Below are 12542 nucleotides of genomic sequence, written 5' to 3'. Positions count from 1 at the left end.
CCTAGCACAACAGTTCACTGAGACTGGCTGCCAAGCTCCTAGGTACGTTCGACGGTGGAAGGGCTCAATTGAAGCACACGATTCCTCGGCATGTGCTCTTGCTTAGGTCGGCAAACTTCGTGCCAGACGCACTCCACCTTAGATTTCGCCTCCAGAAGGCTTCTGAAGAGCACACGATTCGGGCCATGGACAGGATCAAGCAGACCACTTCAACCTGTGCTCTCGCTTGTGCTACAGCGAAGGGGGGCCTTTTTTTCCTGGCTCCTCCTTCTTCCGTGGTAGGTGGTTCTCGTGTATTTGGGCTGCTTCTCCATGCACTAAGGTGGACGACCCAGGAACACGCTCCAAGGTCTGACATGGAGGCATGTCGCGGTGCCCACTGCTCACGCAGCAGGCCACATCTCCCCTATGTGGAAATTGCATGTATAGCGCTACGCCCTATAACAAGAACATCGATCCACACAGCATTTCGTACGACTCCCCTCTTGAGTCCTGGAGAAGGACGTTAGGGGGCAGGGGGTAGAGAGGATCGATTTGACCCCAAGCCACTCCCCTACAGGTCCTTTTAAGGACAGGAGCGAAGCGGGCAGGTAGTTTCTATGCTCATCCACTTCGTTTCCTCGCATGCTCGCTCCGCGAGGTAGACAACAAGGACAACTTGGAGCGAAGCGACACAAGGAGCGGCAACGAAGTGGAAGCGACTTTCTGTCTTTCTTCGTTCAAGTCTCCCATCCCCCTGCACCCCCTTCCCTCGCCGGAAAGGGGGAGGAGCGATGTTCTACTGCTTCTACGCAGCCGGAGCGAGAGCTTGCAGCTCTTTCCAAAGCTTCTGAAGCAAGCGTTCCTTCCCTTTGGGGTCTTGCTGCGATTGCATGTCAAGCCAGCCCTCGAAGTCGTTCCAATCGCTGTGACAGCTGACGTCAGGATGCTTCAGATGACTTCCCGCGAGGTACACCGTGATTGAATCCCCTTGCGCTTGCTTGAGCGATCGAGCAATGGAGGCTCCATATGGATCAGCAGCCTTGGAAGGCTGTGCTACCGGACTGGGCTGGGGAGTTGTGACAGCAGATGGTCCTGCTGATGCCCCCGTGTTCTGCTGAGAAGGTGCCGACACTGAGGTATTGGGAGGAGTCACGATGGGAGATGCTGGAGCACTACTCGTCGTACTCGAAGCATTTGCAGCAGGAATTCCAAGGTGAGCGACTTTGTACCGGTTGCTCTTGCCCTTGAGATTGTTGCCTTTGGCAATCTTCGTGACGAAGCCATGCTGCTGCAGGGTGTTCAAGGCGGTCTTCACGCCTGATGCTGATGCGTTGCATTCTTGGGCGAGGAGGGAAATGCTTGGGTAGCACACGCTTTTCCCGCTGTTGCTGTAGCGCAAGAGTGCCACCATGACTCGGAATTCCAAATGGGTAAGTGTTGTGGCGGCTGGGTGTCCAATGAAGTTGTTGCTGATCATGAAATAGTTCGTGCTCGTCATATTGTTTCCTATATCTTCTTTATCGTATTTCTTTTTCTTATTTCTTTTTAGGGGCCAATGAATGGCTGGGTTGAGGCCAATAAGTGGCCATCCTAGGGTAGTCAGTAGCTACATCAAGCAGCATTGAGTCACCGCTTGAACTGCTCGCGGTGCGCTAAAACGTGGCGAGAGGTAGAGCTACGCCATGGGGTCCCTTCTATAGGAAAGGGAAGTTGACTTGTAGAAGCATGATGCCTTTCGTGATCCCGGTGAGACAAAAGGAGGGTTGCGACCGGGACGGCCTTTGATGCTGTTTTGATTTCATTCCCGCTGAATGCAGAGGTGACTGGTATTGAGGCGATTTAATTTCAATGGGGTACTGCGATGAAGTTGGAATGCTCAGCATCTGCTGAGGCCACATGTAGTGTACAACATCGTATCCTCACATTGAAGTCTGACCTCGGCAAGCAGGGAACACCGAAGGCCGCCGCGCTTCCCTCGGTGCTCCGCATGCAATATCCCCTTGACGCGCTTCAGAGGTTGTCTACCGGCGAGAAGCGGGGGTGTGCCGCTTTGAGATCGTCATCCAAGAAGGTGACGTATCGGCGGGTCATGTCGAGACTGCTGTGCCCCATGATCTGCTGCAACGTGAACACGTCTCCCCCATTGCGCAGGAACTCCACCGCGAAGCCTCGGCGGAAGGCATGAGGAGCACACACCTCTCGATTCACATCGATGCATTTTGCAAGCTTCGCCAATCGGATACTGACGCCTGCTCGCGTCAGAGGCTCGCCAGAACGGCCAAGGAAGACGTTGAACACGCCTGCATGCCTTTGATGCCGCTCCCGCCGGATGTAGGCACTGACAGCGCTCATGGCGCGACTTCCAATCGGCACGTAGCGCTCCTTGGCTCCCTTGCCCATGACGCGCACTAAGCCTCGTTCAAACTGCAAGTCTTCGAGTTTCAAGCCGATGAGCTCATGGACTCGGACCCCCGTATCGAATAGGGTCAAGACGATGGCGACATCTCGAAGGGGTTGCTCGGTCTTCTTGCAAGCTTTCTGCAAGGCTTGTGCCACGGCGGTGGTGACCGTTGGTTGCCGCTCTTTGGGGAGTGAGGGCAGCTCCAGACGCTTCGCGGGATTGCGAGTGAGGAGCTCTTCCTTCTCCGCCCAGTTGAAGACAGCCTTGATGCCTCGGGCATGGGCGTGGATGCCTCCCGGCCCCAATCCTTGCTCCTCCAGCCACAGCAGGTAAGCGCGAAGGTGGCTGACGGTCAACGTCGCGGTATCAGGCTCAATGCCTTGCTCTTCCAGGAACCGAGCGAGGGTGCGTCTGGAAACGTCGTAGAAAGCAAGGGTGTTCTTGCTGCGGCGTTTGATGCGAAGGTGGTAGGTGAACTGCTGCCAGAGGGTATCGATGCGCATGCACGTACGTCCTTTCTGACAGTGTTTCTGGGAGGCTAGAGAGCGCACGACTCCGGCGAAGCCGCTGCAAAATCGTGAAGACACCAAAAGGAAAAACCCCGTCGTAGACAGGGTTTCCTTGCTGGTGGCGATGGGCGGACTTGAACCGCCGACACCACGATTATGAGTCGTGTGCTCTAACCAGCTGAGCTACATCGCCTTTCACGTGCCTTGGATCGCAGAAAGCCCCCGTTGTCGGGGGCCTCCGGTCTCCTGGTGGAGCTGAGGGGATTCGAACCCCTGACCTTCTGAATGCCATTCAGACGCGCTCCCAACTGCGCCACAGCCCCAAAGGCTCAGTTAGGTTAGCAGCGCTCACGAAGCTTGTCAACGGGGCTCAGTCCGCCGGGGCCGATGCCTCCGGATGTGCAGCGGGCGGCGAAGCGAGCAGATAGCCCGACGCGAGGGCCGTGTACGCCTCGACCTGATCGATTTGCCACGCCGCGTCATGATGCAATTCCTCGGCGAGGAGCTCGGCAACGCGGGGCGCCGCTTCGATGCTGGCGCGGGCGTGCAGCAGCAGTGCGCGCGTCCGCCGAGCGAGCACGTCCTCCACGGTCCGCGCGAGTTCGAACCGCGCGGCGTGCCGAACTTGCGCCTCCACGTACGGAAGTTCGGCGTGGAGCTTGGTCGTTCCACCCGGCAGGCCGAGGATGCTCGGCGCGTCGCTGCCGTACACGCTTAGCGGGCCTTCGGGCGGCACGTCCATCCAACCGCGAAGGTGCAGGCCTCGGGTGAGCGACAAACGCTCTGGCAGGCCCGCCACTTCGGCGATCTTGTTCGTCGCGTCTTCGCCCATCTTGCGGTACGTGGTCCACTTGCCGCCCGTGAGGGTGGCGAGGCCCGACGGGGAAACGCGCAGAACATGATCGCGCGACAAGACCGACGTTTGAGCCGTCCCGCCCGCGCCGTCCGTCGTTTGCGCTTTCACGAGCGGACGAAGGCCCACGTACACGCTTCGCACGTCTTCTCGTGTCGGCGCGGGGTCCATGTACTGCGCGGCCGTGCGCAGGATGAAGTCGATTTCGTCGGGCAGGGCGCGCGGTTCGAGGAGCGCCGTCTCGACGGGCGTGTCGGTCGTGCCAATCACGACGTGATCGTGCCAAGGCACGGCGAACAGCACGCGGCCGTCCTCGGTCTTCGGAATCATGATGGCGCTGTCGCCCGGCAGGAACTTCTTCTCCACGACGACGTGTACGCCTTGGCTGGGAGACAGCATGGGCGTCACGCCGGGATCGTCCATGCGGCGCACGTCGTCCACCCACACGCCCGTGGCGTTCACGACGCCTTTGGCCAGTACCTCGAACGACTCGCCCGTCTCCTCGTCTCGGAAGGTCACGCCCGCGATCTTCTCGCCTTCTTTGAGCAACCCCGTCACGGGCGCGTAATTCAAGGCGACGCCGCCGTGATCGAGGAAGGTTCGCAGCAGCGTCACGGCGAGGCGCGCGTCGTCGAACTGGCCGTCGTGGTACAGGACGCCGCCGCGCAGCCCATCGCGCTTCAAGGTCGGGGTACGTTCCAAGGCGGCGTCGTGATCGAGGAGCTTGCTCGTGCCGAGGTTGAGCTTCCCGGCGAGCACGTCGTAGAGCTTGAGGCCGATTCCGTAATACGGGCCCGCCCACCAATCGTAAGCGGGCACCACGAAGGCGAGATCATGCACGAGGTGAGGCGCGTTGCGACGCAGCAAGCCGCGCTCTCTGAGAGCTTCGCGCACGAGACCGACGTTGCCTTGAGCGAGGTAGCGCACGCCGCCGTGCACGAGCTTCGTCGAGCGGCTCGACGTTCCCTTGGCGAAATCGTGCGCTTCGAGCAGCAATGTCTTGTAGCCGCGCGTCGCCGCCTCGAGGGCCGTGCCGAGCCCGGACGCGCCTCCACCGACTACGACGACGTCGAAGCGGGGCGTTCCGGTCAAGGCGGACCGAAGTGAAGAGCGGGTGTGCATCGAGACCTCCTGAAGGTAGCTTCGAGCTTCACTTCTCGGGGGTCAAGAGGTGGACGGCTGCGAACCGTGCGCCGACTCACCGTCTTCCCAGGCGGCGGCGCGCGTCACGGCCTTACGCCATCCCGCCAGCAGACGCTCACGCTGCGCCTCGGGCATCCTCGCTTCGAAGCGGCGCTCCACCTGCCACTGCGCCCGAAGTTCCTCCTTGCCACTCCAAAAGCCCACGGCGAGGCCCGCGAGGTAGGCCGCGCCGAGCGCCGTCGTCTCGGTCACGCGCGGCCTCACGACGGGCACGCCCAGCACGTCCGCCTGGAACTGCATCAGGAGATCGTTGCGGGCCGCGCCACCGTCGACGCGAAGCTCCGAGATACGAACGCCCGCGTCGCGCTCCATCGCCTCCAGCACGTCCACCGTCTGGAACGCGATGCTTTCCAGCGCGGCGCGCGCCACGTGCGCCCGCGTCGCGCCACGCGTGAGGCCGAAGATGCCGCCCCGCGCGTAGCTGTCCCAATGCGGCGCTCCGAGCCCCACGAAGGCCGGAACGACGTACACGCCGCCATTGTCGGGCACGCTCGACGCGAGCGGCTCCACTTCCGACGACTCGCGGATGATCCCGAGGCCGTCGCGGAGCCACTGCACGACCGCCCCCGCCACGAACACGCTGCCTTCCAAGGCGTACTCCAGCGTTCCCCCCACCTGCCAGGCCACGGTCGTCAAAAGCTTGTTCGTGCTCGGCACGGCCCGCGCGCCGGTGTTCAGAAGCATGAAGCAGCCTGTTCCGTACGTGTTCTTCGCCATTCCGACGTCGAGGCACGCCTGCCCGAACGTCGCCGCCTGCTGATCTCCCGCGATGCCCGCGATTCGGACGCGTGACCCCAGCAAGCCCGGGGCCGTCTCTCCGTACACCTCGCTCGACGACCGTACCTCGGGCAGCACCGAGCGAGGCACGTTCAAGAGGCTCAGCAACTCTTCGTCCCAAGCGCAAGCGTGAATGTCGAACAGCAACGTTCGCGACGCGTTCGACGGGTCGGTCACGTGAAGCGCCCCACCGGTGAGGTTGAACACCAACCACGAATCGATCGTTCCGAACGCGAGCTCGCCGCGTTCCGCGCGTTCCCGCGCGCCCGGCACGTGATCCAGCAACCAGCGCACTTTCGTTCCGCTGAAGTACGCGTCCAGCAGCAATCCGGTCTTGCGCTGAAACGTTTCGTCGTGTCCCGCCGCCCGAAGTTCGTCGCACATCGGCGCCGTGCGGCGATCTTGCCACACGATCGCGTTGTGGATCGGCTTTCCCGTCGCGCGGTCCCACAGCACCGTCGTCTCCCGCTGATTCGTGATGCCGATCGCGGCGATGTCACTCGCGCGCACGCCCGCACGGGCGAGCGCTTCTTGCGCCACGCCCATTTGAGACGCCCAGATTTCCTCGGCGTCGTGCTCGACGAGGCCAGGTTGCGGAAAGATCTGGCGAAACTCTTTTTGCGCGGCGGCGACGATGTCGCCGCTTTGGTCGAAGATGATGGCGCGAGAGGACGTGGTGCCTTGGTCGAGGGCCAGGATGAAGTTCATTCGGGTACCTCCAGGTGAGCTGATTGTGGCATGAGACGGTGGGTGTACCGAAGGTGGGTGGACACCCCTCGTCCGCGGTCCGTCCGGCCCGAGACCCGCATGGCTCCTCTTGCCGCGGCTCGCACCGAGGCCGTGTCGCTCGCTCTCGGCGAAGCGGCGAAGAATTCCGGCGCTTCAAACAACGCTCCCTACCTTCGTCGAGGTAGGGAGCTGAGGGCGGGGACTGGGCCATCCCCCTCTTCAAAAATGTTCTCGCGCCGAACTTCCTTCAGCTCGGGCGCGTCATCTCCATAGGCACGACGTACTTGTCGAACTCCTCTTCCGTCAGGTACTCCAGCGAAAGCGCCGCTTGCTTCAAGCTCGTTCCTTCCTTGTGCGCCTTCTTCGCGATCGCCGCCGCCTTGTCGTACCCGATGTGCCGATTGAGCGCCGTCACCTGCATGAGGTTCTTGGCGAGGTTCTCTTGGATGCGCGCAGGGTTCGGCTCGATGCCCACGGCGCAGTTGTCGTTGAACGCTTCGCACGCGTCGCCCAGCAGTAGGATGCTTTCGAGGACGTTGTGAACCATGACGGGCTTGAAGACGTTGAGCTGGAAGTTGCCTTGCGAGCCCGCGAAGGCAACCGCCGCGTCGTTGCCGAAGACTTGCACGCACACCATCGTGATGGCTTCGGACTGCGTGGGATTGACCTTGCCGGGCATGATGGAGCTTCCCGGTTCGTTCTCGGGAATAACGAGTTCGCCGATGCCGTTTCTCGGGCCGGACGCGAGCCAGCGAACGTCGTTCGCCATCTTCATGAGGGCTCCGGCGAGGGTGCGCAGGGCGGCCGACGTCTGCACGAGGGCGTCGTGCGCCGAGAGTGCGGCGAACTTGTTCGGGGCGGACACGAAGGGGTGACCGGTTTCCTGCGCGAACTTGCTCGCGGCGAGGTCACCGAACCGCGGATGGGCGTTGAGGCCCGTACCGACAGCGGTCCCGCCGATGGCGAGTTCGTACAGACCGGTGAGCGCGTGACGAACTTCGCCGAGGCAGTAGTCGATTTGCGCGACCCAGCCGCCGATCTCCTGGCCGAGAGTGATGGGCGTGGCGTCTTGCAGGTGCGTGCGCCCGACCTTCACGACGTCCGCGTACTGCTCGGCTTTGGAAGCGAGGGTGTCACGAAGCTTCGTGACCTTCGGAAAGAGTTGGACGTGGAGTTCTTCGACGACGGCGATGTGCATGGCGGTCGGGAAGGTATCGTTGCTGCTTTGACCGCGGTTGACGTGGTCGTTGGGGTGAACGGGCTTCTTGCTGCCAAGTTCCCCGCCCGCGAGTTGGATGGCGCGGTTGGAGATGACCTCGTTGGCGTTCATGTTGCTTTGCGTGCCCGAGCCCGTTTGGAAGACGACGAGGGGAAAGTGTTCGTCGAGTTGGCCGGAGATGACCTCGTCGGCGGCGCGCACGATGAGGTCGGCGATGTCTTGCGGCAACTCGCCGAGTTCCGCGTTCGCTTGCGCCGCGCCCTTCTTCAGGACGCCGAGGGCGCGAATGATGGGCCGCGTGAAGCGGAAGCGGTCGATGCCGATCGGGAAATTCTGGATGGAACGTTGCGTCTGCGCACCCCACAAGCGGGAGTTGTCGACTTGCAGGGCGCCCATCGTGTCGGTTTCGGTGCGGGTGGTCTGAGTCATGGCACAGCGATTCTATGCCGTGTGAGGCGCTCAACGCACGCGTAAGGTTCGCACGATGGCGTCGAGGATCGCGGTGTGTTGCGAATCGCCTTGAACGATCCACAGGGCGCCGCCGCCGAACAGGACGTAGATAGGCCGGTCGCCGTTCTCGCCGCGCACGAGCACGCGCCAGGCGTGGGCACCGGGTGTGTCGACCTGACCTTCCACGGAAGCGTCTCCGGTGAAGAAAGGCCGTAAGGCGTCGGGGTGGAGCGTGAGGAGTTGTCGCACGTAAGCGCTCTCGTCGGCTGGGCCGGTCGCGACTCGGTTCAGGCGGCGCGCTTCGAGGACGGTGATGGCGTCGAGCGGCGCGAGTTCGAGGACTTGCACGACCTCCCCTTCCTCGCGCACGGTCTCGCCGTAAAGGTGGCGAAAGGCGAGCCGACCTTCGTGCGCCTCGCTCAGGTCACGCTCGGCGAGGCGTGCGCGAAACGGCAGGGTGACGGAGCGGGCGACTTCACGGTTCGCGGCGTCCAAGAGGGTGATGACGAGTTCGGCGGGCAGGAGGGCGTCACGGGCGGGCGCGGTGAGGACGGCGCCGCTCGCGCTCGTCTCGCGCTGCTCGGGCAGGCGACGAACGCTTGGAGTGACGAAGGCGAGTTCCAAGGTGCCGTCCGCGCGAGCGACGCCGCTCGCGACGGGCAGGGAGGCGGTCTCGTTCGGAGCGCCGAGGCGCAAGCTGTAGCGGGCGCCGGAAGTGAGGCCCGAGGCGCGCACGACGGCCGAGGCGTTTCCGACGAAGGCCCCGGAGGGCACGAAGACGCGTGGCTCGGCGCGGCGGGCGACGCGCGCGACTTGCCATGGTCCGTCTCCACCGCGTGCCAGCGTGACGTAGAGGGTGCCGCTTGGCGAGACGAGTTTGTACTCGCGCCAATTCGCGGCCCACAGCGGTTGACGGAACGCGAGGACGCGCGGCGTTCCCGCGGCCTTCAGGAGGCGGCGGTCGGCGTCGGGCAGGCTCGGCGCGAGGCAGATGGAGTTCGGGGTGGCGCTCGTAGCGCACTTCAAGACGTCCTCGGGTTCAGCTTGCGGCAGGATGGCGAGGGCGGTGGAGGCGGCGAGCAGCACGACGAGCGAGGCGAAGCGGGACTTCATGAGACCATTGTCGCGTTGTCGTCGTGATCGGCGCCTGACGAAAGGACGAGCCTGGGCGGCGCCATTTGGCGCCGCCCAGGCTCGTCGTGACAGTTCCGTTCGATTTCGCTTCCAGGGAAGCGACCGTCAGCTGAAGCCGTGCACAACGGCGTGAGCGACGCGCAGTCGGTCGTAGTCGTAGCGTCCGTGCAGCGCTTCGAAGAGAGGCTTGAGGCGTGGGCGCTCGTCTTCGGGCAGCGACCGGTACGCGGCTTCGATGGCGGCGAGATCTCGCTCCGAGAGGCCGCACGCCTCTTCGGGCGTGCAGTGTCCGGCTTTGACGAGGTCGGCGAGATGCCCGCTGATCGTCATGGGCTTGAGGCCACGCGCGTTCACGATCGAGACGAAGTCGTGCCCTTCGCGCAGGAGACGCAAGGTGACAAGGGCGGTGTCTTCCTTCTCGGGCTTTTCGGGCCTCGAGGGCTTCGAGGCTTTCTCGAGTTTGGAAGGCGCGGGCGTGGTAATCGGCGTTTTGGAGGCGAAGTCGCGCAGAACGCCCAAGAAGGCGTCGCCGTAGCGTTCGAGTTTGCTGGCGCCGACTCCGCTGACGCTTCCGAGGGCATCTTTGGTGTGCGGTCGCGCTTCCGCCATGGCCTTGAGGGTCGCGTCGTGGAAGATGACGTACGGCGGCACGCCCTGCTCTTTGGCAAGCTTGAGGCGCACTCCGCGCAACGCGTCGAAGACGGCGCCGTCTTCGCCCGTGAGGGTGCTGGCGGCAGACGTCGCTTTGACTTTTTGCGGTTTGGGCGGCTTCTCGGTTTCACGGCGCAGGTGCAGCGTCTGCTCGCCTTTCAAAATCGCGCGGGCGCTCGGCGTGGCGATGAGGCTGCCGTGGCCGAAGGCGTCCGTCGTGAGGTGCCCGAGGGCAACGAGTTGCCGCAGCACGCCGCGCCACGTCCGCTCGGGCAAGTCCGAGCCGACACCGTACACGCTGAGCTGGTGATGCCCGAGCGCGCGAATGCGAGGATTCTCGCGTCCCAGCAGAACATCGACGACGTGCGCGGCGCCGAAACGGTTTCCGGTGCGCACGACCGTCGAGAGAACTTTTTGTGCGGCGACCGTCGCGTCCCACGTGTCGGGTGCGGCGAGGCAGTTGTCGCAGTTGCCGCACCCCGACGGGTACTCCTCGCCGAAGTAGCCCAAGATGGCGCGGCGGCGGCATCCGGACGTCTCGGCGTAGGCGAGCAGGGCGTCGAGCTTTCTCGCTTCGAGGCGGCGGATGTGTTCGGGCGCCGCGCTTTGCGCGAGCATCTTGCGCACGGCGACGACGTCGGCGAGGCCGTACGTCATCCACGCGGTGGAGGGCAGACCGTCGCGGCCCGCGCGGCCCGTCTCCTGGTAGTAGCCTTCCATGCTCTTGGGCAGATCGAGGTGCGCGACGAAGCGCACGTCGGGCTTGTCGATGCCCATGCCGAAAGCGACCGTGGCGACCATGACCACGCCTTCCTCACGCTGAAAAACTTCTTGGTGCTTTTCACGCAAGGCTTGCGAGAGGCCCGCGTGGTAAGGCAAGGCCTTCAAGCCGGACGCTTCGAGAAACGCGGCGACTTCCTCGACGGATTTGCGCGACAAGCAATACACGATGCCCGCGTCGTTCGGGTGCTCGGTTTGGATGAAGGCGAGGAGTTGCTTGAGGGCGTTGTTCTTTTCGATCACTCGGTACTGGATGTTGGGGCGGTCGAAGCTGGAGACGAATTGCCGCGCGTCTTCGAGGGCGAGCTTGTCGATCATCTCGCGGCGTGTGTGCTCGTCGGCGGTCGCGGTGAGGGCGATTCTGGGAACGTTGGGAAAACGCTCGTGCAGAACCGCGAGTTGCAGGTACTCGGGACGGAAGTCGTGGCCCCACTGCGAGACGCAGTGCGCCTCGTCGATCGCGAAGAGCGAAACGTTGGCGCGGTCGAGCAAGGTCAGCATCCGGTCGGTGACGAGGCGTTCGGGCGCGACGTAGAGAAGTTTGAGGTCGCCTCGCACGAAGGCGTTTTCGACGCTCCTCGCCGCCTCGGCGCTCAAGGTGGAGTTGAGGTACGCCGCCCTCACGCCAAGTTGCGTCAGGGCGTCCACCTGGTCCTTCATCAAGGCGATGAGAGGCGACACGACGACGGTGACGCCGTCGAGCAGCAGGGCGGGCACTTGGTAGCACAAGCTCTTGCCGCCCCCGGTGGGCATCAGGACGAGGGCGTCACTTCCGCTCGCGACGTGCGAGACGATGTCGGCTTGCGCGCCTCGGAAGGCGTCGTAGCCGAACACGGACTTCAGGATGGATCGGGCGGAGGGCGCGGCGGTCGTCACCTCAACAGTGTGCCACTACGTTGTTAACAGAACAAGGAATCGGCTCCCGTTCGTTTCCGCCGATTCGGTTCGTCACCGATCTTCGGGCGTATGGGACACGTTCTTCCATCGCTCGGCCTTCCCGACCTGATGAGGCGGACCTTCGCAGCGACGCTATAGGGTGCTGAACGAGGTTGGCCCGAGCGCCGAAAAGCTCGCGAACGCGCTCATGGATCAAGGCCAGCGCTATGGACCCCCGAAGGGTCGAGCCTGACTTCTTCGCCTATCGAGGAGGCGGGTCTTGCACGCTCGTCGAGCGATGGGGCGAGCACCGGACGGAGAAGCGGTGCTCGCCCAGAAGGCACGCCTTCGCGTTGGCGTGCCTGCGGAAGCAAATTCTGGAGTCGGAAGGGGACGCTACGAACGGGATCGTGCTGGGACGCGGCGAAACTCGGGCAGTCTCGTCGGCTGCTCCGCGGTGGGCGCGACGTGGGAAGGGGCGGGTCAGGCCCACATCAAGCCGTGGTCTCGAACTTCATCGGCGTGAGCGTCACGCCAAGGAGGCGACAGCTCGTCGAGGTGTTCTTGCTCCACCCAACGGTAGCGGCGCTCGCCGAGATCGCACAGCAGCAAGCGGGCGCGCGCGTCGGGCACGACGGTGTTCAGGACGCTCTTGGCGAGGTCCCACGCTTCCGTGCAGGCCTCCGGCGTTTCGCGCACGCTCGGCACGAGCACGACGACTGCCTCGTTCAGTTCGTCGTTCGCGTACACCTCCAGCGTGTGACTTCGGTTGGCGATGGTGACGTCGTTGTCGTAAATAAGATCCAGCATCCCGCCCTTCTTTCCCTGTCGTCATGCCTCCCGTACGGAGCGCTTCGCCACGACGGCCGAGCGCCCGACCGTCGTCGGGAGCGTTTCCAGAATGCGTTCTCACAGAGTCACAGGAAACGCGGCTCGCATTGGCGGGCTGTCTTACACTTTGGGGAGGGCGTGAAGCGC

At 63.5% G+C, this 12542-nt stretch carries 8 protein-coding genes and 2 tRNA genes; all 10 read right to left on the bottom strand.

All coding sequences use genetic code 11. The annotated features are described in order from the left end of the window. Positions 1-787: 787 nt before the first annotated feature. Positions 788-1480, bottom strand: a complete 693-nt coding sequence (locus DES52_RS04825; protein WP_110885655.1) for a helix-turn-helix domain-containing protein — start codon at positions 1478-1480, stop codon at positions 788-790. Between the two features lie 512 nt (positions 1481-1992). Continuing rightward, on the bottom strand, positions 1993-2886 hold the full coding sequence (locus DES52_RS04820) for a tyrosine-type recombinase/integrase (protein ID WP_110885654.1): 894 nt from the start codon (positions 2884-2886) through the stop codon (positions 1993-1995). 122 nt (positions 2887-3008) lie between these two features. After that, positions 3009-3085, bottom strand: a tRNA-Met gene (locus tag DES52_RS04815). 54 nt (positions 3086-3139) lie between these two features. Beyond that, positions 3140-3215: transfer RNA gene (locus tag DES52_RS04810), tRNA-Ala, on the bottom strand. A 47-nt stretch (positions 3216-3262) separates the two neighbouring features. Then, a complete protein-coding gene (locus tag DES52_RS04805) occupies positions 3263-4867 on the bottom strand; it encodes a glycerol-3-phosphate dehydrogenase/oxidase (RefSeq protein ID WP_110885653.1) in 1605 nt (534 codons plus the stop codon). 42 nt (positions 4868-4909) lie between these two features. After that, positions 4910-6433 (bottom strand): glycerol kinase GlpK, encoded by a 1524-nt coding sequence (gene glpK, locus DES52_RS04800; RefSeq protein WP_110885652.1) that lies wholly within the window; start codon positions 6431-6433, stop codon positions 4910-4912. Positions 6434-6701: 268 nt separating this feature from the next. Then, the gene (gene fumC, locus DES52_RS04795; RefSeq protein ID WP_110885651.1) at positions 6702-8102 is read right to left on the bottom strand and encodes a class II fumarate hydratase; all 1401 of its coding nucleotides are present in this window, start codon (positions 8100-8102) and stop codon (positions 6702-6704) included. Between the two features lie 30 nt (positions 8103-8132). Next, the gene (locus tag DES52_RS04790) at positions 8133-9236 is read right to left on the bottom strand and encodes a hypothetical protein (protein WP_110885650.1); all 1104 of its coding nucleotides are present in this window, start codon (positions 9234-9236) and stop codon (positions 8133-8135) included. A 126-nt stretch (positions 9237-9362) separates the two neighbouring features. Then, the gene (gene recQ / locus DES52_RS04785) at positions 9363-11564 is read right to left on the bottom strand and encodes a DNA helicase RecQ (protein ID WP_110885649.1); all 2202 of its coding nucleotides are present in this window, start codon (positions 11562-11564) and stop codon (positions 9363-9365) included. 483 nt (positions 11565-12047) lie between these two features. Continuing rightward, on the bottom strand, positions 12048-12374 hold the full coding sequence (locus DES52_RS04780; protein WP_110885648.1) for a hypothetical protein: 327 nt from the start codon (positions 12372-12374) through the stop codon (positions 12048-12050). Positions 12375-12542: the final 168 nt, after the last annotated feature.

Source organism: Deinococcus yavapaiensis KR-236 (assembly GCF_003217515.1).
Lineage (GTDB): Bacteria > Deinococcota > Deinococci > Deinococcales > Deinococcaceae > Deinococcus_A > Deinococcus_A yavapaiensis.
Note: the sequence above shows the minus strand (reverse complement) of the source record. Positions and strands in the feature narration are given on the sequence as shown.